Source organism: Streptomyces sp. NPDC046876, from assembly GCF_040645035.1.
Classification (GTDB): Bacteria; Actinomycetota; Actinomycetes; order Streptomycetales; family Streptomycetaceae; genus Streptomyces.
In genome coordinates, this window is the sequence record NZ_JBEYXK010000003.1 from 195,508 (window position 1) to 220,642 (window position 25,135).

The following is a 25,135-nucleotide window of genomic DNA, read 5'->3' on the forward strand; positions in this document are numbered from 1 at the left end:
GAATCAGTGGCGGGAGAGGAGGCGCGTCAGCCGCGCTGGACGGCGTCGGCGGCCGCGTCGAACCGGGCCAGCGCCTCGGCGAGTTCGGCCTCGGAGGTGGTGACCGGCGGCATGATCTTGAGCATCGCGCCACCGAGCGTGGAGGGAACGCAGACCAGCAGCCCGCGCTCGATGCAGGCGGCGGCCAGGCGCTTGGAGGTCTCCGGGTCGAGCGAGCCGTCCTCGCGGGTGCAGGCGATACCGGCGATCAGGCCCATCGTCCCGATGACCCGGCGCCGTCCCGGCAGCCGGGCGGCCCAGTCGGCCAGCCCGTCGGCGAGCTGCCGGCCGCGCCGGGCGGCCTCGGCGACGAGCTGCCCGTCCGCGTAGAGGGCGAGGTTGGCCTCCGCGGCGGCGAGGGAGATCGGGTTGCCGCTGTGGGTGCTGGTCAGCTCGCCCGGACGGACGTCGCGGGCGAAGCGCTCGTCGCCGATGAGGACGGCCGAGACCGGCAGCGAGCCCGACAGGCCCTTGGCCACCAGCAGCAGGTCGGGGCGGACCCCGACGTGCTCGTACGCGAAGAGCGCGCCGGTGCGGCCGAAGCCGGACTGGATCTCGTCGAAGACGAGCAGGGCGCCGTGGCGGGTGCACCAGGCGCGCAGCTCCCGCGCGGCCGCCGGGTCGAGCTGCTGCAGGGTGGAGCCCTGGTAGATCTCGCCGATCACGCAGGAGACGTCCTCGGGCCGGGCGCCGGCCGCGCGCACCGCGCTGTCGATGACGTCGGTGCTCCACGCCTCGCCGCGCGCCGGGAAGGGCACGTGGAGGAAGGCCTCGTCGAGGGCCGGAGCCCAGTCGCGCTGGGCCGGCAGGCCCCCGGCCAGCTGGGCGCCGAGGGTGCGGCCGTGGAAGGAGCCGTCGAAGGTGACCACGACCGAGGGGCGGCTGCCCTCGCCCCCGCCCTCGCCCGCGGCGCGGCGGGCCTGGGCGTGTCGGGCGGCGATCTTCATGGCGCCTTCGACGGCCTCGGCCCCCGTGGTGTAGAGGACCGACTGCGGGAAGCCGGAGAGCTCGGCCAGGGCGCGGACGGTACGGGCCCGTACGCGGGTGGGGAACATGTACGCGTGCAGCAGCCCCTGCCGGGCCTGCCGGGTGATCGCGTCGACGACCTCGGGGCGGGCGTGTCCGGCGTTCGCGGTGAGGATGCCGCTCGTCCAGTCCAGCCAGGAGCGGCCCTGCCGGTCGAAGACTCGGCTGCCGCTGGCGTGGTCCCAGACCACCGGGTGCTGGGTGTGCATGGTGGCCGGCTCGTGGCGCCGCAGCGTCTCGATCACCCAGGCGTCGTCCTCGCCGTCGTCCCCGGGCAGGGCGGCGAAGGCGGGGCCGGTGAGAGCGGGGTCGGTGAGAGCGGGCCCGGTGAGAGCGGGGTCGGCGAAGGCGGGGCGTTCATCCGTGCTCGTCATCTCAGCGGACCGTCCAGGCCGTCCCGCTGGTGTCCGAGGCGGTGACGGCGACGGCCACCAGCTGCTCGTCACCGGTGTTGACCAGCCCGTAGAACAGGCCGGCCGGGGCCATGCAGACCATGCCGGGGCCCACCTCGTACCGGCTGGGCTCGGGCAGCGACCGCTTCGGCGGCGCGTCCAGGGGGTAGTGCGCGGACGGCACGTACGCGCCGGCCGCCTCGGGCTCCTCCCCGTCGAAGACCTGGAACTCGCCCCGGCCCTGGAGGACCAGGAACATCCCGTCGGCCTGCGGGTGCATGCGCGCCGAGATGTCCTGTCCCGGGCTCACGCGCCACGCGGAGGCCTGCATGTGCTCGCTCGCCCACAGGCCCAGCTTGCGCGGCACGGCATCGGAGACGGGCGCCGTCGGCACGGCGAAGGCACGGACAACCATGGAAACTCCCTTTGTCGCGGGCGGTGGGGGGACTACTTGGCCTCGAGGAACTGCATCTGCATGATCTGCGTGAAGTACTTGCCGCTGGGGCGGATGGCGACCCCGCCGGTCTCCACGCGGATGCGCCGGGTCGCCACCGGCTCGAGGTCGGCCTCGAACCAGCCGCCGGCCTCGACCTCGATGCCCTCGGCGGTCAGCACGGTCTTCTCGCCCCCGCCCTCGGGGTAGGCGATGACGCGCAGGGCGATGGGGAAGCCCGTCTTGATCACGGGGACGGCGCGGCGCTGGAGGCGGATCCTCAGCGGGACGCTCACGTCGCCGAGGTCGATGTCCAGGTACTCGGGCTGGGAGGCGTTGCGGCTCGCCGAGCCCCAGCCGGTGTGCGGGCTGCCATCGAAGAGGAACTGCTCGTTCCAGAAGTCGTACCGGTGGCAGCCGGAGGAGTCGGTGACGTAGCAGCCCTCGATGAGGCGGAGCTGGTGGTCGGTCATGCCGGGTTCCTTCCGGGAGTGGGGGTGGGGGCGCGGGCTAGGCGGGCGCGGCGGTGGCCAGGTGTTCGAGGGCGCCGGGCACCCCGGCCAGGCCGTCGAGGACGACGTCCGCCTCCGCGCGGGCGGATTCGGTGTGCGACAGGCCGCGGTCCAGGAGGACGGTGGCCATGCCGACGCCGCGGGCGCCCGCGAGTTCGTGGTGCTGGCCGTCGCCGACGAAGGCGCAGGCCCGGGCGGAGACGCCGAGCTGGTCGGTGGCGTGCAGGTAGATGCCCGGCTGCGGCTTGAGGATCCTGACCCGGTGGGAGAAGACGGTGACGTCGAAGTACTCGCGCAGGCCGAGCCGGTCGAAGATCCACTCGGCGTGGTCGGATGCGTTCGACACCAGGGCCAGGGCCAGGCCCTGCTCGCGCAGGTGGCTCAGCAGCGGCACGGCCTCGGCGTCGACCTCGAAGCTCGCCGCCATCCCGGGGAAGTGGCGCGTGACGGCGGTGCGCACCGCGTCCGGGGAGCAGGTGGCGCCGGTCGCCTTGGCGGCGAGCGAGATGCGCTCCACGATGCCGGGTACGGTGCCGGCCATCGTCTCGTCGTGCAGCTTGTCGTAGGCCGGCTTCCAGGCCTCCAGGTCCAGGCCGAGGTCCTGGGCGACCTCCCGGAAGAACGGGTTGCCCGGCTTCCTGTGCACCAGGGTCGAGAACAGGTCGAAGCAGACCCCTTGGAACGTGTGCATCTTCTTTCCTCACTGTGGGGCTGTGGGGCTGTGGGAGTGCGGGGCTGTGGGGCTGAGGTGTGGGGGGGGGTGGGGTGGGGTGCGGGCCGGCGCGTCGGCGGGTTGCCGCGCGCCGGCGGTCACACGGACTGCAGCGCCCTGTCGTCGGCAGGCCTGGCGGGGCGGCCGAGCGGACGCTGCCGCTGCTCGTGGAAGAGGTTCCGCTTGACCCAGTTCAGGCCCATGCGGTCGAAGATCGTGTCGTGGTCGGTCTCCACGGACGCGCCGTTCACGGCGAGTTCGTTGATGACGATCTCGGCGAGCTCGCAGTTGTCGGCCAGCCGCAGCAGGCCGCCGCGGTCCCCGCCCCCGGCCTCGGTGACCGCGTACGGGGTGTCCTCCATGCCGAAGCGCAGCACGTCGACACCGCTGTCGGGCTGGGCCGCGTACGTCGCCAGCCGGCGCAGCGCGCAGGCGGTGCGGCCGCGCCGGGCCCCCACGTCCAGGGGCGCGACGTGCTGGCCGGCCTGCTCGGGCAGGACGGCGGCGCCGACCGTGACGGTGACGTGGCGCTTCTTCACGCCCGGTTCGGCGAGGTCGTACTCCAGCTTGCGCGCGGTGTCGACGACCTGCTTGAACTCGGCGTAGCTGCGCGGGAAGGGCAGGCGCGGGGAGAACCCGAACAGCAGGGTGACGTTCAGCTGGCCGCTGCCGCCGAGCCGGATCTGCGGATGCTCCACCGCGTACCGGGTCATCGCGTAGCTGCGCGGGAACTGGACCCATTCCACTTCGTGGAAGAGGCCGAGCTGCTGGCGGGCCCGGACGGCACTGCGGTAGACCTCGAACTGGATGAGCGGCGAGGTCCTGCCGTAGTCGGCGCCGTTGCTGGTGGAGTAGGTCTCCAGGCTCGTCGTGGTGAGGCGGTCGGACGGCCGGTAGTCGGCGACGATCTTGGCGAACCGCTCGCTGTCGACGAAGTCGAGGCCGACGTCGCCGTACTGGCGCTCCACCTCGCACATCAGCTGCAGTTCGACGGCGGCCTGGATCGTGACGAAGTGCGCGCCGCCGAGGTGGAGGGGGAGGCTGCTCTGGCTGATGCGCTCCCATTCGCCGAACCGCGCGATGGCCTCGCGCACTTCGGGGCCGTTGCGGCTCGCGCCGAAGCTGATCAGCATCTCCTTGCAGCGGCGCTGCAGGGGGCGGCTGATCTGCTGGTAGATGTCGTTGCTGGTGGACTGCTCGTGCGTCCGCGGATTCCTGGCGTGGTAGTGGTAGTAGCGGCAGCCCATTCCGTACAGGGCCTCCGCCTCGGCGATCAGCGCGAGCGGTGAGTTCTTGATGGTGGTGCCGGTGCTGATCTGGTCGAGCAGCACATCGCCGGTGGCACGGTGGTTGCCGGGTGTGAATTTGGCGCCGGTGGATGCGCAGCCGAGTATCAGGCTCTTCCCGCCGGTCACGGCTTCCATATTTCCCCAAACATCGCTGTTCGTATGTCCTTGCAGTGGCGGTGCGGCCGGGCCGCCCGTGCCGGTGCGGTGCCGTGCGGTGCCGTCAGGGCAGCGGTTCGCGGATCCAGCCGTACAGCGCCGGCGTGGCCAGGGCCTCGTCCACCGCCTGCGACACCTCGGCGGGCGAGCACGTCACGGGCGGGGTGAGGGCCAGCGTGGCGGTGCCGCCCGCGCAGCCGAGCAGGGTGGCCCCCCACAGGGCGGGGAGGCGGGCGATCAGCCGCACGGCAGCGGTCTCGGGTACGGCTCCGGCTGTCCCGCTGATCCGCAGCCGGTACGTGGGGCCCAGTCCCATGGTGGTTTCCTCAGACGGGGAGTTCCGGTCGGGGGAGGGTGGCGCGGGGCGGTGTCTCACGGCCCGCCGGGGGCGGCTCGGGCCCCACGCGGGGCGGCTCAGCCCCAGTCGTGGACGTCGCGGGTGGGAACGACGGTGGCCGTGGGCTCGTCGCTTCCGGCGCCGTCGGCGTGGGCGGCGCCCGCGCCGAGGCAGGTGAGGGCGAGGGCGCCCATGAGGGAGAGTGCTGCGAGGCGGGCCGCCTTGTGGGCGGGCTGCGCAGCGGTGCGGTGGGTTGTTCGCATGAGGACCCCGTCTCGATCGGCTTTCGGCCGTGGTGCGATCTCGTGGCGGGTCCCACTCTGGCGGCGTTCGAGCGGTCGATCGATAGGTAGCCCCGGCATCTTCCTGCACCCCCGGGGGCCACTTACGGCACACCCCTTCGCGCAGATAGTCCGGTGTGCGCCTTGTTCACCGGCCGTAAATCAGGACGGAGGGAATGGTTCGATATCGAATGCGTGAAGGAATCATGGGTAAATAGGGTGATCATGAGCGCGAACATGCGGTTCCTGGGCACCAGCCCCGATGACGAAGAGACCTATCGGCTGCTGCTGCGCCGCGGTGGCTTCAGCCAGGCCGAACTCGCCCGCCACCTCGCCGCCGACGCCGCCGACGGAGACTCCGACACCGCGCAGGACCCGCAGGCCACCCACCGCCGCCTGGTGGAGCTGGGCCTGGTCAGGGAGACCCCCGGCGGGCAGCTGGCACCCGTCTCCCCCGCCAAGGCCGTGGAAGGGCTCGTCGAGGCCAAAGTGGCCCGACTGCGAAAGGAGTTGGAGGAGGAGGCCAGCCGCACCGGCATCGTGGACTCACTGCTCGCCGAGCACGAGAAGTCCCTCGAGGGCGGTGGCCAGACCCCCGACATCAGCGGCACCACGCAGCACATCGAGGGCATGGCCTCGGTACGGGCCGTCATCGACGAGCTGACCTTCTTCACCCGCACCGAGAGCCTCACCACCAGCCCGACGGGCGTCCTCAGCCCGGAGAGCATCAGCCACGCCCGGCTGCTGGACAGCCGCATCCTGCGCCGCAAGGTGCACATGCGCACGCTGATGGCCTCGCCGGCCCTGGAGGACGCCCCGACGATGGCGTACTTACGCGAGCTCGCCTCGAAGGGTGCCCACATCCGGATCTCCTACGAGCCCCTCGAGCGCCTCATCATCTGCGACCGGGCGGCAGCCCTCACGCCCATCGACCCCGCCCGCAGCTCCAAGGGCGCGATCCTCACCCGCGACCCGGGGCTCGTCGCCGCGCTCGTCTCCCTCTTCGAGCGCATGTGGCAGACCGCGCACGACCTGCCCGCCTCCGCGGACGGCGAGAACCCCGACACCGGGTTCGCCAATTCCTTCCAACGGCAGATCCTGCGCTCCCTGTACGCCGCGGAGAAGGACGAGATCGGGGCGCGCGAGCTCGGCATCGCCGTCCGCACGTACCGCAAGCACGTGGCGTCGATCATGCAGCGCCTGGGCGCCTCGAACCGCTTCCAGGCGGCCCTGCTGGCCCGCGAGCGCGGCTGGATCTGACCGCTGACCACGGGCCGGGGCCGCCGACCGCATCGGGGCCGGCGCCGCCGGGACGGGCCCGGTCAGCCGGTGGCGAGGGCGTCCTCGACGGCGTCCATGAAGGCCGGGTCCAGCATGGTGTGCACGGCGGTGTCGCGGGCCGGGTCCAGGCCGGTGTCGTGGCAGGCCGTGCTCAGGAGGTAGCGGCCCAGGACCGGGTGCGTGGTGAAGGCCCATTCGCCGCTGCCGGCCGGGGTTCCGTCCGGCGCGATCAGGCCGCCGCTCTCCAGGCCGAAGCCGAACTCCGTGAAGCCGAGCTGGAGTCCCTGGCCGAGTGCCTTGGTGTAGGCCTCCTTCAGGGTCCACAGGCGCAGCAGTTCGGAGGCCTGGCGGTCCTGGGACATCCGTTCCAGCTCCTCGTGCTCGGCCGGGGTGCACATGTGGCCGCGCAGCAGCTCGAAGGACATCCGCCGGTCGGCCGGCTCCACGTCGACGCCGATCCGGCCGGTGCGGCTGACGCCGACCGCGATCAGGTCGTCGGTGTGGCTCAGGCTGATGTCGATCTGGTCCAGGCCGCGGATGAACGGCCGCCCGCCCAGCTTGTACGCGAGGTCGAACGCGGCCGGGTCGGTGCGCAGCGCGGCCGCCGCCGTGTACTTGATGATCATCCGGGAAGTGACGAAGCGGTAGCGGATCGCCGCGTCCGCGGTGCCGCGGTAGCGCTGCCAGTCCCGGCCCAGCAGCGGGCGCAGGCCCGGTTCGGCCAGGGCCGCGGGCAGCCATTCGCCCCAGGTCGCGTACACCACGGCGCTGCCGCGCCGGTCGAGGCCCCGGTGCACCTCGTCCCACGGTCCGTGCGGGCCGGGGACGTGGACGGGCGGGGCGGTGCGCGGCTCGTCCGCAGGCGCGGTGCGCTGGTCCGGCGTGGGCGGCGGCGTGGGCGGCATGGGGTGGCTCCTCCTGTGGGGTCATCGGATCTGCGGCTGCGCCCGGCGGGGTGTCAGTGCGCGAGCTGCAGGCCGTCGAGGTCGCACGAGCGGCCGTCCTCGTAGCGGCCGACCAGCTCCCGCAGCACCCGGTCGAGGACGCCGTCGGGCAGCTCGGGCACCGCGATGCCCATGCGGCGGCCGAGCCGGGTCAGGGCGAGGACCGCCCAGGCCGGGTCGGCGAGGAACGGGTCGGCGCCGTCGGCGCCGTGCCGGGCCTCCCATACGCCGAGCACGGCGGCCGCGGCGAGGAGGAGGGCGTAGCGGTCGCTGAGGACGACGACGGCGGGGTCGGTGAGCGCTTCGCGGCCGTCCGGGATCCGCCGGCACCGGGCGCGCAGGCCGCGCAGTTCGCCGACGAACGTCTCGGCGAGCTCGGCGAGGACGGCCGTGTCGCCGCCGGCGGCGGACCGGTGGTCCGCGAGGCGGGCGGCGGAGCCGATGAGCGAGGCGGAGAGGAAGTCGTCACCGCTGGCGATGCCGAGCAGCCGGTAGTCCAGCGAGGGCAGGCCCGCGCCGCCGGAGAACAGCTCGGCCGGCGGCTCCTCGGCGCGGAACCAGGACCGTTCGGCGAGGCTGCGCAGCTGCGGGACGATGACGGCCTGGCAGGCGGCCGTACCGGTGTGCCCGAGGCCCGCCACGGGCAGGTCGCGCACCAGCTTGTCGAGGGAGCCGTACTGGGGGCTGCCGTGCTCGTAGCCGTGCGAGCCGAGGACGGAGGCCAGCGCTTCGAGGTCCTCGCGCAGCAGGTCCGGTACGACGTACTTCACGGCGGCGGCCAGGACGTGGGCGCGCTCGGGCAGCAGGCTGAGCGAGCGCAGCGCGACGGTGGCCATGCTGTCGCAGGCCAGGAGATCGGCGAAGACCCCGGTCAGCGGCTTGTGCCAGCGCCGGACGGTGCGGCCGCCGCGGCCCGGGGAGACCGCGCGGACGGCGGAGTGCAGGACGGTGTCGGCGGCCGAGACGGCCAGGGCGGGGATCAGGCAGCGGTTGACCTGGAAGGTGCGCAGCGCGAGCGCCACGCCCTCGCCGGGCCGGCCCACCAGGGCGGAGGAGGGCACGGGCACGCCGGTGAACTCCAGTCCGGAGAACAGCCCGCCGCGCATGCCGGGGGTGGGCACGCGGGGCAGCCGGGCGACGGTGCCGGCGGGCAGCTCGTCGGGGCGCAGCAGGAGCACGGAGTGGCTGCGCGGGCCGCGTTCGGGGGCGGTGCGGGCCCAGACGACCCAGGCGCCGGAGCGGTCCGCGTTCATGATGACGTCCTTGCGCCCGCTGAGCGTGTAGCCGGAGGCTCCGGGCACTCCGGGCGCTCCGGGGGCGGCGGTGAACTCGTCCCGCAGGATGGCGTTCGCGTGCGCGACCTCGTGGTGGACGATCGAGGCCCGGCCGCCGCCGAGCAGCAGCGCGGCGGTGTCGGCGCGCTGCCGCTCGGTGCCGGCCGCCCAGACGGCGGCGGTGCCGAAGAGCGAGGTGATGCCGTAGCCGAAGCCGAGGGCGACGTCGCGGCGGAAAACCGGGCGCAGGACCTTGGCGAGCAGGTCGGCGCGGGTGAGGCGGCCGCCGAACTCGGCGGGTACGAACTCGGCGCCCAGGCCGGTCTCGGCGAGCAGCTGCTCGGTCGCCGCGGGCGGCTCGCGCCGGGCGTCGGCGGCGATCAGGGCGGCGAGGCCGTGCGGGTTGGCCGGGTCGAGGGGGGCGCCGAGGAGCGCGTCGAGCCGGCCCGCGCGGGCGAGGGCGGCTTCGTGCTCGGCGTCCCGGGCGGGTGCCGGGGTGGTGCCGGCGGCCCGGCCGGTGAGGGTCTGGGTCTGGGTCTGGGTCTGGGTCTCGGTGAGGGTGGCCATGGTGGCGTGGATCAGCTCCTTCGTCACAGGGCGCGGGCCGGGCCGTACGGACGTTCAGCGTCGTGGCGCATGCTCGACGTCCGGTCGAGCCCCCCTCGAACTCCGGCGGGGGAACGCCGCACGCACGGCTCAAGGCCGGTTCGAAGGCGACCCCACCGCGGGGCCGGACACTGCCGGTGGGCTCCGCAGGTCCGCAGGCCCTCAGGCCCGTAGGCCGGAAGGCGGGGCAGGCACTGGACTCACAGGGAGGGCGCGATGAGCGCGACGACCGCGGCGGCCGGCACATGGGTGCGCCGGTTCCATCCGGCACCGGAGGCACCCGTACGGCTGATGTGCCTGCCGCACTCGGGCGGCTCGGCCAGCTACTTCCACCCGCTGTCGCGGGCGCTGTCACCCGCGCTGGACGTGGTCACGGTGCAGTACCCGGGGCGGGGGGACCGACGCGGGGAGCCGTTCGTCACGGACGTACGGGAGATGGCCGACCGGCTCTTCGCGGAGCTGCAGGGGTGGGACGACCACCGGCCGCTGGCCCTGTTCGGGCACAGCCTCGGCGCGACCGTCGGCTTCGAGCTGGCGCTGCGGCTGGAGGCGGCGGGGACCGCGCCGCTCACGTTGTTCGCGTCGAGCCGGCGGGCGCCGTCCACGCACCGGGAGGGCGAATACGCGAACATCGAGGACGACGACTGGGTGCTGTCGACGGTGAAGGAGCTGGGCGGCACGCCGCAGGAGCTGCTCGTCGACGAGCAGCTCCTGCGGATGAACCTGCCGGTGCTGCGGGCGGACTACCGGGCGGCGCAGGGGTACCGGTACCGGCCGGGGCCGGCGCTGGCCTGCCCGGTGGTGGCGATGATCGGCCAGACCGACTCGAAGGTCTCCCTCCAGGAGGCGGCGGCGTGGCGCACGCACACCACCGCGGAAACCACGTTCCACTGGTTCCCGGGCGGCCACTTCTACCTCAACACCCAAGTTCCGGAGGTGGCGTCCCTCCTGCGCACCCACCTCCTGCCGCCGGCTGCCGGGTAGGACCGCTCGCCTCACCGGCGTTTGAGGCGCCGGTCCGGGGCAGCGCCCCAGACAACCCGGCTCCGCCGGGCACCCGGCTCCGCCCGGACCCTCCCCCAGACTCCGTCCGGGGGGACCCCCACTCAATCGCCGGCGAGGCTGGATTTTGCCGACCCTCGGCTTCGAAGGTCAGCGGAGTTGGCTGGCGATTGACGCGCGGGGCCTGGGGCGGAGCCCCAGCACATCCGGCCGCCACCCTCGAGGCCGAGGGCCGGCAAATCCAGCCCCGCCGGCGTTTGAGGCGCGGGGCTTGGGGCGGAGCCCCAACGCAGCCGCCGCCACTCTGGAAGCCGAGGGTGGGCAAACTCAGCCCCGCCGGCGTTTGAGGCGCGGGTCTGGGGCGGAGCCCCAGCACACCCAGCCGCCACCCTCGAAGCCGAGCGTCGGCAAAATCCAGCCCCGCCGGCGATTGAGGCGCGGGGTCTGGGGCGGGGCCCCGGCGCAGCCGGCCCGTCTGCATGCGCAGCCAGGGGCAGGGCTCCGGGTCAGTGGGTGGCCCTGTGGAGGGTGGGGGGCAGGGCCGCGGGGGTCGGGGCCACCGCGATCAGGGGTGGGGGCCAGCCGTGGGCGGCGAGGCGGTGGGCCATCTCGTACGCGAGTTCGCCGCCGCCCGAGACGCAGCCGAGCAGGAGGGGTTCGCCGGCGGCGATCAGGGGCCGGAGCACCGCGAGGCACGTCGGCGCGTCGGCCGCCCCCCGCACGGTGAGCAGCGCCTGCGGCCCCCGCCAGGCCGCCGCGAGTCCGTCGTGGCAGTCGGCCCCGGCGGCTGCCGGCGGCGCAAGGAGCACGACCGTCCCGGCGCGCGGGCGTGTGGCCGGGCGGAGCACGGCCGCGGTGGCGGCCTCCGGCCGGGGCCGGGCGGGCCCGGCCTCGGGGAGCAGGGACAGGTAGTCCCGCGCCGGCGCCGAGCCGTCCCCGCTGCACGGGAGTTCCCTCAGCAGCAGCGCGGTCTGCGCGAGGGCCGCCCCCGCCTCCGCATCGCCGATCCGCGACCGGTCGTTGACGGCCGTCAGGACCAGGCCGCCCTCGCAGTCGTGGTGGGCCCGTACGCTCAGCGGCACCGGCGTGTACGCGTCCACCGCCTGCGGCCCCCCGAGGTGCACGCCCTCCTCGGCCAGCTCCTCCTCCAGGGCCGTCGGCGGCCCGTCCGGCGGGTCGAACGACACCACCGACTCGGTGAGTTCCTCGTGCGCCCCGCGCCCGCTCCACGCGTGGATCTGCCCCTGGGAGACCCACTCGTACGCCGAGGCGCCCAGCATCCGCTCCCCGAGCTCCGCCAGCAGCTCCGCCACCGGCGCCGCCGGGTCGACGCGTACGTGCAGCGGCAGCGGGCCCTGGAGCGGCGCGGGCATGCCGGCCGCGCCCTCCAGCGCGATGCCGCGCCCGGAGACGCCGACGGCGAAGGCGACGGGGGCGGGCCGGGAGCCCGAGCCGGTCGCGCGGTGCAGCAGCAGCGCCCAGGCCGCGCCGAGAGCGGTGCTCTCGGCGGCGCCCAGGTCCGCGGCCCAACGCCGCAGCCGTACCGCCTCCTCGGGGGTCAGCCGGTGCCGGGTCCGGCCGTGGCCCCGGTGGGCCGGCCCGGCCCCGGCCGGCCCACCGACCGGGGCCGGCACGGGCAGCGTGCGCGCACCGGGCGGCGGCGCGGCCCCGGCCCAGTAGGCGCGGGGCGCGGTGTCGTCCTGCCCGGCGAGCCAGCGCAGGTGGTCCCGTACGTCGGGACGCCGCTCCCCGCCCCGGGCGCGCCCCTCGGCCAGGTACGCGCGGTGGAAGGCGCGCAGCAGCAGCCGTACGCTGCGGCCGTCGAGCAGGGCGTGGTGGTAGGTCAGGATGACCCGGGTCGGCCCGGCGGGCCCGGCCTGTTCGTCGAGCAGGGCGATCCGCAGCGGGGCGGGGCGGTGCAGGTCGAAGGGGCGCAGGCGTTCGCCGACGAGCAGGGAGTGCCAGTCGGCGGATCCGTACGGGTGCCGGACGAGTTCCGGCTCGGCGTGCGGATGGACGACGACGTGCGGGCCGCCGGCGCCGGACGCGAGCGCGGCCCGCAGGACGGGCTCCCGGTCGTGGACGGCCTGCCAGGCGGCGTGGAAGCGGCGGGTGTCCAGCGGCCCGTACCAGCGCCAGTGGAGCTGCTCGACGTGCAGGGCGGCACCGGGCCGGGCGGCGAGCACGTCCAGCAGCACCTCCCGCTGCCGCGCCCCGACGGGCAACGAGGGCGGGGCCGTTGCGGCGACTCCCGCAGGGGCCGGCCCGGCCACACCGTCGCCGCCGACCGCCCGCGCTCCCCCGGCCCGTGCGGCCGGGCCGGCCGGGCCGGCCGATTCGCCCCCGCGGACGAGCCCGGGCAGGCCGGCCCCGCGGCCCGCGGCGGTCGCGGTGGCCGCGGCGGTCACGGTGGCCTCCGCCTTCCCGGACGCGGTCGCCGGTGCGCCCGTGAGGAGGTCGGCCAGGGTGCCCGCGTGGGGGTGGTCCGGCGGGAGGTGGAGGGTGTGGTGCGTGGGGGTGTGCCGGGTCAGCGGGTACGGCGGCAGGGCCGCCAGGGTGGCCTGGTCCAGTGGGCCGTGGAGGTGGAGGACCGGCTCCGGGCCGGGGGCGATGACCACGGTGACGGAGACGGCAGAGGCAGCAGCGGTCATCTCTCCCCCGTTCGGCATCGGACTCCGACTCCAAAGGGGACGAGTATGCATGGCGTGGCCACGTATCGCTGACGGGCCGCTGACGCGCCGCCGGTGCCGCGGCACAGCCCCGCCGGAGCGGCGTGGGTGCTCCGGCGGGGCCCCGGACCGCGGACGCGGCCCCGGCTCTTCCCGGACCGCGGCGAGCGGCCCGGCGGCGCCGGCCCTCACAGCATGCGGACGGCGTTCTCCGCGTGCCGTTTGGCGAGTTCGAGGGTGGCCGTGCTGTTGCGGCCCAGTGCCCCGCGTACGTACGCGCGGGCCTCGGCCAGGGTGGTTCCGGCGCCCAGCACCCGTTCGACGGCCTCCTCGCGCAGCAGGACGCTGTGCTGGGAGACCACCGTGACGCCGGTCTCGTCGGGGATGACGGACCATTCGCCGGTGTGCGCCGCCATCAGCGCGGGCGTGGCGGTCTGCTTGTAGACGATGCGGCCGGCGTGCGGGAAGCAGACCCGCACCGACTCGGTGGTGTGCGCGGAGCCGTCCGCGACCACCGTGTCCATGCTCATGCGCTGCACCCCGGGCTCGTCCTCGGTGACGTCGAGCCGCGCGACGTGCGGGATCAGCCGCGGCCAGTCGGCCACGTCGTAGAGGAATCCGTAGACGAGCTCGGCCGGGCCGTCGACCCGTACCGCGTCCTCGAAGCTCAGCAGCAGCCCGTCCAGGCGGGTCCACTGCTCGGCGGTCTCCTTCAGCCGGTCGAGCTCGGCGCGGCTGTTGTCGTCGGTGGCCCGCCGCACCCAGGCGACGTCCTGCGGCCGGTCCCCGGCGACGGTGAAGTCGTGCTCCAGCACCAGCCGACATCGGTCGGCGCCGCGCGGCTCCACGCTCCAGCTGCCGCCCATCGCCGTGGTGGGGGCGGCCGGCAGCTCGTGCCGGAAGTCGATGCGCCGGGCTTCCGCGTCGAGGGTGCGGCGCGACAGCCAGGACCTGACGGTGCCGTTCGCGGTGGCCCACATGTGGAACCGGTCCTGGACCCCGTCGAAGTCCAGCCGTTCCACGTGGATGCTCGCGGGGACGAACAACGGCCACTGGGTCGTGTCCGCCACCAGTCCGTAGACCACGCCGGCCGGCGCTGCGACGTCCACGGCGTACGACGTCCGGTGCACTCGCTGGACCGCCATCACACACCTCCCTCACTGGTCATCCAGAGTCTGTCCGAGCGTGGTGGAGCACCGTCGGAGCGGCGCCGGAGCCGCGCTTGACAGACTCCCGTCGCCGGCCCCCTCACCGGGACCCGACCGCCGTCTCCGCGTACCGCTTGGCGTACGCCATGGTGGCGGTGCTGTTGCGGCCCAGGGCGTCGCGGACGTACGTACGGGCCGCGGCCAGGTCGGCGGTCGGGCCCAGCACCCGGGTGACCGCGTCGGGGCGCAGGACGACGCCGTGCCGGGAGGTGACCGTCGAGCGGCGGGCGTCCCCGGTGACCGTCCAGGCGCCGGTGTGCGCGCTCATCAGGGCGGGCGTACGGGTCTGCTTGTAGACGATGCGGCCGGCCTCGGGGAAGCAGACCCGCACCGACTCGGTGGTGTGCGCGGAGCCGTCCGCGACCACCGTGTCCATGCTGATGCGCTGCACGCCGGGCAGGTCCCCCTCCTCGGCCAGGTCCAGCCGGGCGACGTGCGGCAGCAGGTCGGGCCACCGCTCGGCCCGCTCCAGGAACGCGTACACCAGCTGCGGCGGGGCGTCGACCCGTACCGTGTCCTCGAAGGTCATGACGAGCTGGTCCATGTGGGCCCACCGGCCGGCGATCCGGGCCAGGTTGCCCAGCTCGGCGCGGCTGTTGGTGTCGGTGGCCCGCTCGACCCAGGCCACGTCCTCGGCCCGGTCGCCGACGACGCGGAAGTCGTGCAGCAGGGTCAGCCGGCAGCGTTCGCCGCCGAGCGGCTCGACGGTCCAGGTGCCGGTCATCTCGCGCAGCGGGGCCGCCGCGATCTCCTGGCGGAACTCGATCCGCCGGGCGCCGGCGTCCAGGACGCGGCGCGAGGTCCAGGACTTGACCTGCCCGCCCGCGGTGGCCCACATCCGCAGCCGCTCCTCGGTGCCGTCGAAGGCGAGGCGTTCGACGTACACGTTGGGCGGGAAGAACAGCGGCCACTGCACGGGGTCCGCGATCAGCCCGTAGACCACGCCGGCGGGCGCGTCGACCTCGGTCTCGTGCACCGTACGGTGCATCTGCTCGGCCGCCATCAGAAGTTGCCCAGCCCGCCGCAGACGTTGAGCGCCTGCGCGGTGACGGCCGCGGCGAGGTCGGTGGTCAGGTAGCCGACCATGGCCGCGACCTCCTCGGGGGTGGCGTAGCGCCCCAGCGGGATCTTCGCCTCGAACTGCTCCTGCACGTCCTCGGTGGTGGTGCCCCAGGCCGCGGCGTACCCGGCGCGGACGCGCTCGGCCATCGGGGTCTCGACGTAGCCGGGGCAGACGGCGTTGACGGTGATGCCGGTCGGGGCGAGCTCCTTGCCGAGGGCCTTGGTGAAGCCGACGACGGCGTGCTTGGAGGCCGAGTAGGGGGCGCCGAGCAGGACGCCCTGCTTGCCGGCCGTGGAGGCGATGTTGATGATGCGGCCCCAGGGGGCGCCCTCGAGACCGCCGTTCTTCAGGACCTCCCGGGTGAGCAGGAAGACGCTGTTGAGGTTGGTGTCGATGACGTCGTACCAGAGCTCGTCGGTTATGTCGGCGGTCGGGCCGCCGCCGCTGCGCCCGGCGTTGTTGACGAGGACCGAGACCGGGCCGTACTCCTCGACGGCCGCGGCCACCAGTGCGGCGACGGATTCCCGGGAGCGGACGTCGGCTGCGGTGCCCTCGACGTCGAGGCCCTCGGCGCGCAGGTCCTGGACGGTCTGCTTGACGGAGTCGGCGGTCCGCGCGCACAGGAACACCCGGTGGCCGCGTCGGCCCAGGTCCCGGGCGACGGCCAGCCCGATGCCGCTGGTGCCGCCGGTGACCAGGGCGACCGGCTGCGGCGGCGAGGCCGGCCAGGCCGGGGCCGCCGGTCTCGGCGCGGCAGCCGGCGCCGGGGCTGAAGCCGACGGTGCCACTGACGGTGCTGTCATCGCTGACCCTCCAGGACTCGTGGTGTGGTTTCGACCGTGTCCCGGACCTCTGGAGAGCCGCCGGAAGTCTGCTCGAGGACCGGCGCCTGGACCGGTGCCTGGACCGGTGCCCGGGCCGCCGAGCGCGGGCGCAGGCAGTGGACGGTGGCGAGCCGGCCCAGCGGGGAGAGGGCCCGCTCCAGATCGCGCCAGCTCAGCGTCGGGCCGCCGGCCGCGAGGTAGCCGTCGGGCCGGATCAGCACCCAGCCCCCCGGGCCCAGGCCCAGCGAGCGGCGCAGCAGCCCGGCCGGGTCGGCCAGCGGGGCGGGGCCGCCGCCGATGCCGTCGCCGAGGGTGCGGACCGAGAGCCAGTCGCCGTGCTCGGCGGCGGAGGCGCGGGCCACCCGCAGCGCCTCGCCGGGGCCGGCCGCCGCCCACAGCAGCGTCCAGCGGGTGTCGCGGAGTTCGGCGCGCAACGCCACCGAGCCGGGGTCGTCGGGGTGCCGGGCCGCGGCCGCGGCGGCACGGGTGCCCGCGGGGAGCGCCGGCGCCGGTCCCTTGCCGGGCGTGGTCAGCGGGCTGTCCGGGTAGGCCAGGCGCAGCCCGGACATCCCGCCGAGGACCTTGCGCTGGATGGCCCGGCGCAGCGGCGGGACGGCCCGGACGAGGGAGAAGACGACCGGCAGCGCCACGCCGGCCAGCCGGTTCTTGAACTGCACCAGGAAAGTGGCCTTGCGGGTCGATCCGAGCAGCGCCCGTCCGACCGGGACCCGTTCGAGCCCGTAGGTGGCGAGGAGCTCCTGCCCGGCCTGGCCGTGGTCGACCATGGCGAGCTTCCAGCCCAGGTTGTACGCCTCCTGGATGCCGGTGTTCATGCCCTGGCCGGAGGCGGGGCTGTGGACGTGGGCGGCGTCGCCCGCGACGAAGCAGCGGCCCTCGCGCATGCGGGGCACCATGCGCTGCTGGAAGGTGAACACCGAGTTCCATGACGGCGGTCCGACCCGCACGGGCCGGCCGAGGCCCGCGCTGAGCTTCGCGGAGAACCGGCGGGCGACGTCCTCGGCGTCGGCGGACTCGCCGGGGCGGCGGTCGGGTGCGGTGTCGAGGAGCCGCCAGCGGCCGTCCTCGCGGTACGGGACCATCATCAGGGCCTGGCCGCCGGTGTGCGCCCAGTAGATGGTGTCGGGCGGCAGGTCGGTGTCGACCTCGGCGTCGGCGAGCTCCCAGGTGTCGCGGGACTCGCCGATCAGCGGCAGCCCGAGCTCCTTGCGGACGGTGCTGTGGCCGCCGTCGCAGCCCACGAGCCAGGGCACCGCGTACTCCTCGGCGGTGCCGTCGGCGTGCTGCAGGAGGGCTGTGGCGCCGGCCGCGTCCTGGGTGAGGCCGGTCAGCCGCACGCCCCACTCGATGCGGACGCCGAGCCGGGCGACGGCCTCGCGCAGCAGCTCCTCGGTGCGGGTCTGCTCGATGACGACGGTGTACGGGAAGCGGGTGGGCATCGAGGCGTAGTCGGCTTCGAGGCGGACGAGCCGGTGGCCGCCGGCGTACATGGTGAAGGCGCGGTTCTTGCGGCCCGAGGCGAGCACGCCGTCGATCACGCCCATCTGGTCGAAGGTCTCCAGGGTGCGCGGGTGTACGGCCACGGCGCGGCTGGTGGCGGCCGGTCCGGGCGCGGCGTCGACGAGGCGGACGCGCAGGCCGCGGCGGGCGAGTTCGTGCGCGGCGGTCAGGCCGACGGGGCCGGCGCCCACCACGAGCACCCGGGCGGCCCGGCCCCGCGTCGTCGGTGTGCCGGGGCCGGCACCTGTGCCGGTGTAGGTCCGCATTGCGGTGGCTCCTCTGATCGGTGGTGGGTCGTTCGTACGGGCAGGTGCACGGACAGGGGCGGCAAGGGGCCGGAGGTCACAGGGACGGGCCGGAGGTCACAGGGCCGCTTCGGCCGCCGCGCGCCGGCGGATGTCCCGGCGCAGGGCGGCGCGTTCGGGCTTGCCGACGTGGTTGCGCGGGACCGCGTCGAGGACCTCGACGCGGCGGATCTGCTCGGCCTCGGTGAGCCGCTCGCCCGCCCCCTCGACGATGGAGTCGATCCGGTCGAGGAGTCCGGGGGCGGTGGGGTCGCGCAGGACGAGCCCCAGCCATACGACGGCCCCGTGCACGGGGTCGGGCCAGCCGCTGACGATGCAGTCGGCGACCCGCGGGTCGGCGCGCACGACCTCTTCGACGGTGCTGGGCGAGACGAGCTCGTTGTCGTACTTGAAGACGTCGCCGAGCCGGTCCACGAGGAACAGCACGCCGTCCTCGTTGCGGTAGCCGACGTCCCCGGTGGAGAACCAGCCGTCGGCGTCGATGCGCGGCGGCTCGGTGTCGTCGAGGTAGCCGGCCATCACCTGCGGCCCGCGGACCTGCACCTCGCCGGTGGCGTACACGTCGAGCGGGGCGCGCGTGTCCAGGTGGACGATGCGGCATTCGGTGCCGGGCACGGGCGGGCCCACCGACCCGGCCTTGGGTTTGCGCGGGTCCTGGCAGTGGGAGAGCGGGGACAGCTCGGCCATCCCGTAGCCCTGGACGACGGGCACGCCGAGGCGCTCGGACAGCGCCCGGGCGGCTCCGGAGGCCAGTGCGGTACCGCCGGACAGGACGGCGGTCAGGCTGCGGCCGGCCGGGAACGGGCCGGTGATCCGGTCGTCCAGGGCCAGGGCGTGCAGGCGGGCGGGCAGCCCGTAGTAGTGGGTGGCCGACACCTCGGCGGCCAGGGCGAGGGAGGCGATCGGATCGGGGTCGGGGCACAGCACCTGGCAGGCCCCCGCGTACACCGCCGAGTTGAGGTGCATCACGTGGTACAGCGGCAGGTGGTTGAGCAGGACCGAGTCGCTGCCGAGCCGGTGGGCGGCGGAGATCTGCGCGGCGTTGGCGACCAGGTTGCGGTGGGTGAGGCGGACGCCCTTGGGCCGGCCGGTGGTGCCGGTGGTGAACTGGATGCACGCGTCGGCGTCCAGGTCGACGGCCTCGGGCAGGGCGCTCGGCTCGGCCGTGCGGTCCAGCACCTCGGCCAGCGGCACGGCGTCGCCGGGGACCACCCCGTCGGGGGCGTCCGTCACCACGACGGTACGCAGGGCGGGCAGCCGGTCGGACAGCTTCAGCAGCAGCTCCGCGGTCGCGGTCGGTACGAACGCCACCTCGACGGCGGCGGCGGTGAAGACGTGGACCAGGCCCGTCTCCTTGAGCAGCGGGTTGACCAGCACGACGGTGTTCCCGCTGCGCACCGTCCCGTAGTAGGCGGCGGCGAAGACCGGGTCGAGGGTGTTGGCGACGCCGACGCGGGCCCCGCGGCGGCCGCAGTCCTGCTCCAGGTGGGCGGCGATGCGGTCGGCCTGCGCGTCGAGCTCGGCGAACGTGACGGTGGACGGGCCGGTGCGCACCGCCCAGCCGGCGGGGTCGCGGACGGCGGCGCGGCGCAGCAGGCCGTCCAGCGGGAGGTGCGGATACACGGGTTTCGGCATGGTGCGTCCTCCTGGCTCCCGAAAGGGCGGTCGCGGCTGCGGCACGCTCACCACCGTGGCCAGAAGCGCTTGAGGAGTCTTCGAAGGGTGCTCGATCTGCACCGCAGAAACTGCGGTAACCCAACAGAACGGAGCCGCCGAATGACCGCCATGGCTGCCGCCCCCGCCCGCCCGCTCCCCCTGTCGGAGCGCGAGTTCGGCCTCCTGTACGCGGAGGTCCAGCAGTTCTACGCGCACCAGATGCAGCTGTTCGACTCCTTCGAGGCGGAGCGGTGGGCGGGCACGTTCACCGAGAACGCCGTCTTCGACGTGCCGACCCTGCCGGAGCCGGTGCGCGGGCGCACCGCGCTCGCCGCGAACGTGCGGCGGAACCGGGAGGCGCAGGACAGGAGCGGCGAGCAGCTGCGCCACTGGATCGGCATGCTGGACGTACAGCCGCAGTCGAACGGCACGCTGCGCACCCGCGCCTACGCCCTCGTGTACATGACGCCGCGCGGCGGGGTGTCCCGGGTGCACCGGGTGTGCGTGATGGAGGACGAACTGGTCCTCTGCCGCGGCCGCTGGCGGACCAACCACCGCCTGGTCACCCGCGACGACCTCGCATGACCGCCCGGCGGCGGGCCTCGGCGCCCTGCCGGGCTGGTTCCGGGCGCTCCGCGCCCGGTGCGCTCAAACGCCGCGCGGGCTGAAATCAGCCCCGCCGGCGTTTGAGGCGCGGGGTCCGGGGCGAAGCCCCGACCTTTGAGCCCCGCCGGCGATTGAGGCGCGGGTCCGGGCGGAGCCCGGTTTCGGGAAGGGGCGGGGTGGGGGAAAGCTCCGCGCAGCGGACGACGGCCGGGCGGAGCCTAAGGGCGGTGCGGGCGGTACGGGCGGTACGGGTGCCTGGGGTCAGACGGAGGCGCGCTCGGCCAGGACCCGGTTGACCATGTCGAGGTAGCGCCGCGGCGTGTCGGCGTCGTCGAAGTCCTCCCCGTCGAGCACGACGTCGAACTCCCGCTCGATCCAGCCGGTGGCCTGGAGGACGGCGAGGGAGTCGTAGCCGAGCTCGAACCAGTACTGGTCCAGGACGTCGCCGTCGAGGTCGACGCCCTCCTCCTCACCCGCGCACTCACGCAGGATGCGCTTGAGCTGGTCGAGTTCCAGGCGGTCCATGGCATACCTCTGTTCCGGTCGAGTACGGGCGGGTCAAGGGGGCGGGAGGAAAGAGAGCGGCGGAGGGCCGTGGGTCAGGCGCCCGGGGCGCGGACCACGGCCGCGGAGTTGAAGCCGCCGCGGCCTCGGGCCAGGACCAGTGCGGTGCGCAGCCGGATCCCGGTCCGGGGCGCGCCGGTGACGAGGTCGAGGGGGCAGTCGTCGGCGGGTGCCGTGGTGCCCGTGGTCGGGGGGACGACCTGGTCGCGCAGGGCGAGCAGCGCGGCGGCGAGGTCCAGGGCGCCGCCGCCGGCCAGGAGGCGGCCGGTCATCGACTTGGGCGCGGTGACGGGGACCCCGCGCTCGCCGAACAAGGCGGTGAGGGCCTCGCCCTCGCGCCGGTCGGCGGCGCGGCTGCCCGCGGCGTCGGCGAAGACCACGTCGACGTCGGCCGGTTCCAGCCCGGCGTCGGCGAGGGCCCCCGCGGCGGCGGCCCCGAGCCGGCACCCTCCGGGGCCGCCATCCCCGCCGTCCCCGCCGTCCGCGCCGCCGAAGGCGTCGAAGGCGTCAAAGGCGGCGGCGTGTCCGGCGAGCGTCCCGTACACGCGGGCCCCGCGCCGGCGGGCTGCGTCCGCGTCCTCCAGGACGAGGTGGGCGCCGCCCTCCCCGGGGACGTACCCCTTCGCGTCCCGGTCGAAGGGCAGGTAGGCCCGGGCCGGGTCCTCGGCGGTGCTGAGCCCGCCGCCCGCGAGGTGGGCGGCCCAGCCCCACGGGCACAGCGCGGAGTCGATCCCGCCGGTGACGACGAGGTGGGCGCCCTTGCGGATCTGGCGGCGGGCGTGGGCGGCCGCGTCGAGCCCGCCGGCCTGTTCTGCGACGAGGACGCCGCTGGCGCCGCGCAGCCCGTGCCGGATGGAGATCTGGCCGCTGTTGACCGCGTAGAACCAGGCGAAGGACTGGTAGGCGCTGACGTGCCGGCCGCCCCGGCTCCACAGCGCCTGGAGCTCGCGCTGCCCGAACTCGAACCCGCCGGCGGAGTTCGCGGTGACCACGCCGGCGGCGTACTCGGGCAGCTCGGCGGGGTCGGCCCCTGCGTCGTCGAGGGCCTCCTTCGCGGCGGCCAGGGACAGCCGGGTGACCCGGTCGGTCTGCTGGAGCAGCCGGTTCGGGACGTGGTCCTCGTCGACGAAGCCGGGGACCTCCCCCGCCAGCCGCGCCGGGTAGGGGGAGGCGTCGAAACGGGTGAGCGGGCGGATGCCGCTCTCGCCGCGCAGCACGGCGGCCCACCAGGCCCGTACGCCCAGCCCGTTCGGGGCGGCCACGCCGATCCCCGTGAAGACGGCGTCGGATACGGCGGCTGAAGTGGTCGTCACGGTCAGTCCTCCGCCTTCAGCGTGGGGCTGGTCAGGATCATGGCGCTCTGGAAGCCCCCGAAGCCGCTGCCGACGGTCAGCACCGCGTCGGTGCGCTGGGCGCGGGCGGTCAGCGGGGTGTAGTCGAGGTCGCAGGCCGGATCGGGCTCGTGCAGGTTCGCCGTCGGCGGTACGAGGTCGTGCTCGATGGCGAGGGCGCAGGCGGCGACCTCCAGGGCCCCGATCGCGCCCAGCGAGTGCCCGATCATCGATTTGACGGAGCTGACCGGCACCTCGTACGCGTGCCGGCCGAGGCTGCGCTTGAAGGCCTCGGTCTCGTGCTTGTCGTTCTGCTTGGTGCCGGAGCCGTGCGCGTTGATGTAGTCGATCCGCTCGGGGGCGAGCCGTGCCTCGTCGAGGGCGGCGGTGATCGCGGCGGCCATCTCCGCGCCGTCGGGGCGCAGTCCGGTCATGTGGTACGCGTTGCTGCGCGAGGCGAAGCCGGAGATCTCGGCGTGGATGTGCGCGCCGCGGCGGCGGGCGTGCCCGTACTCCTCCAGGACGAGGACGGCTGCTCCCTCGCCGAGGACGAACCCGTTGCGGGTGGCGTCGAAGGGGCGGGAGGCGGTGGCCGGGTCGTCGTTGCGGGTGGAGGTGGCGCGGATCGCGTCGAAGCAGGCCACCGTGATGGGGGTGACGGGCGCTTCGGTGGCGCCGGCCACCATCACGTCGGCGCTGCCCTCGCGGATCAGGTCGACGGCGTGCCCGATGGCGTCCAGCCCGGAGGTGCAGCCGGTGGAGACGAGGGAGACCGGTCCCTGGGCGCCGGCGGTACGGGCCACCTCGGCCGCCATGGAGCTGGGCACGAAGTAGTCGTAGAGGTGCGGTACGGCCTTGGTGTGGTCGACGAGCCAGCGCGCGCCGGCGTCGCTGACGGCCCCGTACTGGGCGTCCAGTGCGCTGGTGCAGCCCAGGGCGCTGCCGAGGGTGACGCCGGTGCGCACCGGGTCGAAGGCGCCGTCCGCACCGGCGGCGGCGAGGGCCTCGCGGGCGCTGACGACGGCGAACTGGGCTGCCCGGTCGAGGGCTTGGGCCCGGTCGGGGGTGAGCCCGTGTTCGAGCGGGTCGAAGTCGGCTTCCGCGGCGATGCGGGAGCGGAAGGAGGAGGCGTCGAAGAGGGAGATGGCGCGGGTGGCGGTGCGCCCCTCGGTCAGCAGCGACCAGTACTCCTTGGTGCCGGGGCGGCCGGGGGCGACGACCCCGATGCCCGTGATGACGACGCGCCGCCTCATCGCCCTTCTCCCCTGTCCGTGCTGTCGATGCCGTTCGTGGTGTCGATGCTGTTCCTGCTGTGGATGCCGTTCGTGGTGTCGATGCCGTCCGTGTGCCGGCCGCGCGCGGCGATGCGCGCCGCGGTGCGGGCCGCCCGGCCCAGCAGCCGGGGCAGCTCGGGCCCGCGTACGAAGAAGTGCCCGCCGGGCAGGGTGCGCCGCACGACCCGGCCGGTGGTCCAGCGCTGCCAGCCGGCGAGCGCGGCGGCGTCCGCGAGCCGGTCCTCGGTGCCGTTCACGGCGAGCAGCGGTACGGCGAGCGGCTCCTCGGCGGCGGTGCGCAGGTCCAGGGCCAGGTGCAGGTCGTCGCGCAGGACGGGGAGGACCATGCGGTGCCACAGGTCGCCGGGCTCCGCGCCGGGCGGCGCGGCCCCGTACCGCTCGAGCACGGCCAGGAGTTCGGCGTCGGGCAGGCCGGCCGCGCCCGCGAGGGCGGCGGGGGCGTCGGGCGGCGGGCAGGCGCCGATGGCGACGAGGGCGGGCTGCGGCAGCCGGGCCTCGGCGAGGGCGCGGGCCACGGTGTAGGCGACGGTGCCGCCGAGGCTGTGCCCGTAGAGCACGTACGGCACGTCGGGCTCGTCGGCGAGCTGCTCGAACAGCGGCTTGAGGTCGGCGAGGAGCTCCTCGCGGGTGGTGATCCGCGGCTCGCGGCGGCGCCGGTCGCGGCCGGGCAGCGGCCAGGAGACGGCCTCGACCCCGCTGCCGACGGCCCGCCTCCACCGCCGGAACGCGGAGTCCCCGGCCCCTGCGTGCGCGAAGCAGTGCAGTCGTACCGCCGTGTGCCCCGTGGGGCCCGTCTGCGCGGTGTGCGCCGGCTGCGCCATCGCCGCCCTCCCTGGTCTGCCCGGTCCCTGCACCGTGCGGTGCCCGCTGTCCCGCCCGGGTCGTCGCCCTCGACCCTGGCGGAAGCCGCTGGAGACGGGCTCGAACCCCGCTACGCCGCGTACAGGTCGAAGGTCGAGCCGCGGCGCGGGCCCGCGATCACGTCCAGGGCCGGGTCGACGGTCAGCATCGCCTGGTGCAGGCGCTGGAGCTGCGGCGAGGGCTCGACGCCGAGTTCGTCGATGAGCCGGGTGCGCAGCCGCCGGTACACGTCCAGGCCGGTGGCCTGGCGGCCCGAGCGGTACAGGGCGACCATCGCCTGGGAGTGCAGGCCCTCGTGCTGCGGGTGGCGGGCGATCAGCTCGGCGAGTTCCGCGAGCAGTTCGGTGTGCCGGCCGAGCCGCAGGTCGGCGTCGATGCGCCGCTCGACGGTGACGAGGCGGCTCTCCTCCAGCCGCATCACCTCGATCTCCAGGATGGGGCCGACGCGTACGTCGACCAGCGCCGGCCCCTGCCACATGGCGAGCGCCTGGCGCAGCAGGCCGGCCGCCTGCTCGTCGTCGCCCTCCTCGAACGCGCTCTGGCCGCCGGCGACGAGGCGTTCGTACGTGTGGACGTCGACGGACTCCGGCTGCACCTGGAGCAGGTAGCCGCCGTGCCGGGTGGCGAGGACGTCCTTGGCACTGCCCGGGGCGCCCGGGCCCATGGCGGTGCCCAGGCGCCGGCGCAGCTGGAGGATGTACGTCTGGAGGGTGGTCAGTGCGCTCTGCGGAAGGTTCGTGCCCCAGATCTCCTCCATGAGGGTGGGTACGGGCATCACCCGGCCCGGGTAGAGGGCGAGCAGTGCCAGGATCTGCCGCGGCTTGCCGGCCGTCGGAACAATCGACGCCCCGTTGACTTCGGCACTCAACGGACCCAGAACCTGAATCTTCATGGATTCCTCCGCCTGTTTGTCGAGTCCCATCGATTTTCAGACTCCGAACGGGAACGGTA

At 74.7% G+C, this 25,135-nt stretch carries 23 protein-coding genes; 3 read left to right on the forward strand and 20 right to left on the reverse strand.

Annotated features, from left to right (window positions below):
* Positions 1 to 26 precede the first annotated feature (26 nt).
* The 7 genes from ABZ924_RS03505 to ABZ924_RS03535 form a co-directional block, all read right to left on the reverse strand.
* Positions 27 to 1,439 carry an aspartate aminotransferase family protein gene (locus tag ABZ924_RS03505; RefSeq protein WP_361903409.1) on the reverse strand — a complete coding sequence of 471 codons (1,413 nt, stop codon included), beginning with the start codon at positions 1,437 to 1,439 and terminating at the stop codon, positions 27 to 29.
* A 1-nt stretch (position 1,440) separates the two neighbouring features.
* Positions 1,441 to 1,872 (reverse strand): cupin domain-containing protein, encoded by a 432-nt coding sequence (locus ABZ924_RS03510; RefSeq protein WP_361903412.1) that lies wholly within the window; start codon positions 1,870 to 1,872, stop codon positions 1,441 to 1,443.
* A gap of 32 nt (positions 1,873 to 1,904) precedes the next feature.
* Entirely contained in the window at positions 1,905 to 2,363 is a 459-nt protein-coding gene (locus ABZ924_RS03515) for a discoidin domain-containing protein (protein ID WP_361903415.1), read from the reverse strand.
* Positions 2,364 to 2,400: 37 nt separating this feature from the next.
* Positions 2,401 to 3,093: an HAD family hydrolase gene (locus ABZ924_RS03520; RefSeq protein ID WP_361903418.1), complete on the reverse strand. Its 693-nt coding sequence runs from the start codon at positions 3,091 to 3,093 to the stop codon at positions 2,401 to 2,403.
* A 119-nt stretch (positions 3,094 to 3,212) separates the two neighbouring features.
* Positions 3,213 to 4,529 carry a hypothetical protein gene (locus tag ABZ924_RS03525; protein ID WP_361903421.1) on the reverse strand — a complete coding sequence of 439 codons (1,317 nt, stop codon included), beginning with the start codon at positions 4,527 to 4,529 and terminating at the stop codon, positions 3,213 to 3,215.
* Positions 4,530 to 4,623: 94 nt separating this feature from the next.
* Positions 4,624 to 4,875 (reverse strand): hypothetical protein, encoded by a 252-nt coding sequence (locus tag ABZ924_RS03530; protein WP_361903424.1) that lies wholly within the window; start codon positions 4,873 to 4,875, stop codon positions 4,624 to 4,626.
* 98 nt (positions 4,876 to 4,973) lie between these two features.
* Positions 4,974 to 5,159 carry a hypothetical protein gene (locus ABZ924_RS03535; protein WP_361903427.1) on the reverse strand — a complete coding sequence of 62 codons (186 nt, stop codon included), beginning with the start codon at positions 5,157 to 5,159 and terminating at the stop codon, positions 4,974 to 4,976.
* Positions 5,160 to 5,402: 243 nt separating this feature from the next.
* Here ABZ924_RS03535 and ABZ924_RS03540 point away from each other — a divergent pair, with 243 nt between their 5' ends.
* Complete coding sequence (locus ABZ924_RS03540) at positions 5,403 to 6,437, forward strand: LuxR C-terminal-related transcriptional regulator (RefSeq protein WP_361903429.1); 1,035 nt, start codon at positions 5,403 to 5,405, stop codon at positions 6,435 to 6,437.
* 62 nt (positions 6,438 to 6,499) lie between these two features.
* Here the strand turns inward: ABZ924_RS03540 and ABZ924_RS03545 are convergent, their stop codons facing one another.
* Both ABZ924_RS03545 and ABZ924_RS03550 read right to left on the reverse strand, forming a co-directional pair.
* A complete protein-coding gene (locus ABZ924_RS03545; RefSeq protein WP_361903432.1) occupies positions 6,500 to 7,363 on the reverse strand; it encodes a 4'-phosphopantetheinyl transferase superfamily protein in 864 nt (287 codons plus the stop codon).
* 53 nt (positions 7,364 to 7,416) lie between these two features.
* Entirely contained in the window at positions 7,417 to 9,270 is a 1,854-nt protein-coding gene (locus ABZ924_RS03550; RefSeq protein ID WP_361903435.1) for an acyl-CoA dehydrogenase, read from the reverse strand.
* A 228-nt stretch (positions 9,271 to 9,498) separates the two neighbouring features.
* On the opposite strand from ABZ924_RS03550, the gene ABZ924_RS03555 reads away from it, so the two are divergent.
* Entirely contained in the window at positions 9,499 to 10,266 is a 768-nt protein-coding gene (locus ABZ924_RS03555; protein ID WP_361903438.1) for an alpha/beta fold hydrolase, read from the forward strand.
* 524 nt (positions 10,267 to 10,790) lie between these two features.
* Here ABZ924_RS03555 and ABZ924_RS03560 read toward each other — a convergent pair.
* From ABZ924_RS03560 to ABZ924_RS03585, 6 genes are all read right to left on the reverse strand, one after another.
* Entirely contained in the window at positions 10,791 to 12,935 is a 2,145-nt protein-coding gene (locus ABZ924_RS03560; protein ID WP_361903441.1) for a condensation domain-containing protein, read from the reverse strand.
* A 206-nt stretch (positions 12,936 to 13,141) separates the two neighbouring features.
* The gene (locus ABZ924_RS03565; RefSeq protein WP_361903444.1) at positions 13,142 to 14,098 is read right to left on the reverse strand and encodes an aromatase/cyclase; all 957 of its coding nucleotides are present in this window, start codon (positions 14,096 to 14,098) and stop codon (positions 13,142 to 13,144) included.
* A gap of 103 nt (positions 14,099 to 14,201) precedes the next feature.
* Positions 14,202 to 15,164 (reverse strand): aromatase/cyclase, encoded by a 963-nt coding sequence (locus ABZ924_RS03570; RefSeq protein ID WP_361903447.1) that lies wholly within the window; start codon positions 15,162 to 15,164, stop codon positions 14,202 to 14,204.
* Positions 15,164 to 16,027 (reverse strand): 3-oxoacyl-ACP reductase FabG, encoded by an 864-nt coding sequence (gene fabG / locus ABZ924_RS03575; protein WP_361903450.1) that lies wholly within the window; start codon positions 16,025 to 16,027, stop codon positions 15,164 to 15,166. The genes ABZ924_RS03570 and fabG overlap by 1 nt, the downstream gene beginning before the upstream one ends.
* Positions 16,024 to 17,832 (reverse strand): FAD-dependent oxidoreductase, encoded by a 1,809-nt coding sequence (locus ABZ924_RS03580; RefSeq protein ID WP_361903452.1) that lies wholly within the window; start codon positions 17,830 to 17,832, stop codon positions 16,024 to 16,026. Before ABZ924_RS03580 ends, fabG begins: the two co-directional genes overlap by 4 nt.
* A 96-nt stretch (positions 17,833 to 17,928) precedes the next feature.
* Positions 17,929 to 19,506: a class I adenylate-forming enzyme family protein gene (locus ABZ924_RS03585; protein WP_361903455.1), complete on the reverse strand. Its 1,578-nt coding sequence runs from the start codon at positions 19,504 to 19,506 to the stop codon at positions 17,929 to 17,931.
* A 141-nt stretch (positions 19,507 to 19,647) separates the two neighbouring features.
* Here ABZ924_RS03585 and ABZ924_RS03590 point away from each other — a divergent pair, with 141 nt between their 5' ends.
* Complete coding sequence (locus tag ABZ924_RS03590) at positions 19,648 to 20,112, forward strand: nuclear transport factor 2 family protein (RefSeq protein ID WP_361903458.1); 465 nt, start codon at positions 19,648 to 19,650, stop codon at positions 20,110 to 20,112.
* Positions 20,113 to 20,394: 282 nt separating this feature from the next.
* On the opposite strand, the gene ABZ924_RS03595 is transcribed toward ABZ924_RS03590, so the two are convergent.
* From ABZ924_RS03595 to ABZ924_RS03615, 5 genes are all read right to left on the reverse strand, one after another.
* Positions 20,395 to 20,658: an acyl carrier protein gene (locus tag ABZ924_RS03595; protein WP_361903461.1), complete on the reverse strand. Its 264-nt coding sequence runs from the start codon at positions 20,656 to 20,658 to the stop codon at positions 20,395 to 20,397.
* Between the two features lie 74 nt (positions 20,659 to 20,732).
* Positions 20,733 to 22,010 carry a ketosynthase chain-length factor gene (locus ABZ924_RS03600; RefSeq protein WP_361903463.1) on the reverse strand — a complete coding sequence of 426 codons (1,278 nt, stop codon included), beginning with the start codon at positions 22,008 to 22,010 and terminating at the stop codon, positions 20,733 to 20,735.
* A 2-nt stretch (positions 22,011 to 22,012) separates the two neighbouring features.
* Complete coding sequence (locus ABZ924_RS03605) at positions 22,013 to 23,281, reverse strand: beta-ketoacyl-[acyl-carrier-protein] synthase family protein (protein ID WP_361903466.1); 1,269 nt, start codon at positions 23,279 to 23,281, stop codon at positions 22,013 to 22,015.
* Entirely contained in the window at positions 23,278 to 24,144 is an 867-nt protein-coding gene (locus tag ABZ924_RS03610) for an alpha/beta fold hydrolase (RefSeq protein WP_361903469.1), read from the reverse strand. The genes ABZ924_RS03605 and ABZ924_RS03610 overlap by 4 nt, the downstream gene beginning before the upstream one ends.
* A 110-nt stretch (positions 24,145 to 24,254) precedes the next feature.
* Positions 24,255 to 25,076: an AfsR/SARP family transcriptional regulator gene (locus tag ABZ924_RS03615; protein WP_361903472.1), complete on the reverse strand. Its 822-nt coding sequence runs from the start codon at positions 25,074 to 25,076 to the stop codon at positions 24,255 to 24,257.
* Positions 25,077 to 25,135 lie beyond the last annotated feature (59 nt).

Coding starts and splice junctions, on each gene's coding strand:
- ABZ924_RS03505 (WP_361903409.1), bottom strand. CDS start 1,439: ATGACGAGCACGGATGAACGCCCCGCCTTCGCCGACCCCGCTCTCACC.
- ABZ924_RS03510 (WP_361903412.1), bottom strand. CDS start 1,872: ATGGTTGTCCGTGCCTTCGCCGTGCCGACGGCGCCCGTCTCCGATGCC.
- ABZ924_RS03515 (WP_361903415.1), bottom strand. CDS start 2,363: ATGACCGACCACCAGCTCCGCCTCATCGAGGGCTGCTACGTCACCGAC.
- ABZ924_RS03520 (WP_361903418.1), bottom strand. CDS start 3,093: ATGCACACGTTCCAAGGGGTCTGCTTCGACCTGTTCTCGACCCTGGTG.
- ABZ924_RS03530 (WP_361903424.1), bottom strand. CDS start 4,875: ATGGGACTGGGCCCCACGTACCGGCTGCGGATCAGCGGGACAGCCGGA.
- ABZ924_RS03535 (WP_361903427.1), bottom strand. CDS start 5,159: ATGCGAACAACCCACCGCACCGCTGCGCAGCCCGCCCACAAGGCGGCC.
- ABZ924_RS03540 (WP_361903429.1), top strand. CDS start 5,403: ATGAGCGCGAACATGCGGTTCCTGGGCACCAGCCCCGATGACGAAGAG.
- ABZ924_RS03545 (WP_361903432.1), bottom strand. CDS start 7,363: ATGCCGCCCACGCCGCCGCCCACGCCGGACCAGCGCACCGCGCCTGCG.
- ABZ924_RS03555 (WP_361903438.1), top strand. CDS start 9,499: ATGAGCGCGACGACCGCGGCGGCCGGCACATGGGTGCGCCGGTTCCAT.
- ABZ924_RS03560 (WP_361903441.1), bottom strand. CDS start 12,935: ATGACCGCTGCTGCCTCTGCCGTCTCCGTCACCGTGGTCATCGCCCCC.
- ABZ924_RS03565 (WP_361903444.1), bottom strand. CDS start 14,098: ATGGCGGTCCAGCGAGTGCACCGGACGTCGTACGCCGTGGACGTCGCA.
- ABZ924_RS03570 (WP_361903447.1), bottom strand. CDS start 15,164: ATGGCGGCCGAGCAGATGCACCGTACGGTGCACGAGACCGAGGTCGAC.
- fabG (WP_361903450.1), bottom strand. CDS start 16,027: ATGACAGCACCGTCAGTGGCACCGTCGGCTTCAGCCCCGGCGCCGGCT.
- ABZ924_RS03580 (WP_361903452.1), bottom strand. CDS start 17,832: ATGCGGACCTACACCGGCACAGGTGCCGGCCCCGGCACACCGACGACG.
- ABZ924_RS03585 (WP_361903455.1), bottom strand. CDS start 19,506: ATGCCGAAACCCGTGTATCCGCACCTCCCGCTGGACGGCCTGCTGCGC.
- ABZ924_RS03590 (WP_361903458.1), top strand. CDS start 19,648: ATGACCGCCATGGCTGCCGCCCCCGCCCGCCCGCTCCCCCTGTCGGAG.
- ABZ924_RS03595 (WP_361903461.1), bottom strand. CDS start 20,658: ATGGACCGCCTGGAACTCGACCAGCTCAAGCGCATCCTGCGTGAGTGC.
- ABZ924_RS03605 (WP_361903466.1), bottom strand. CDS start 23,281: ATGAGGCGGCGCGTCGTCATCACGGGCATCGGGGTCGTCGCCCCCGGC.
- ABZ924_RS03610 (WP_361903469.1), bottom strand. CDS start 24,144: ATGGCGCAGCCGGCGCACACCGCGCAGACGGGCCCCACGGGGCACACG.
- ABZ924_RS03615 (WP_361903472.1), bottom strand. CDS start 25,076: ATGAAGATTCAGGTTCTGGGTCCGTTGAGTGCCGAAGTCAACGGGGCG.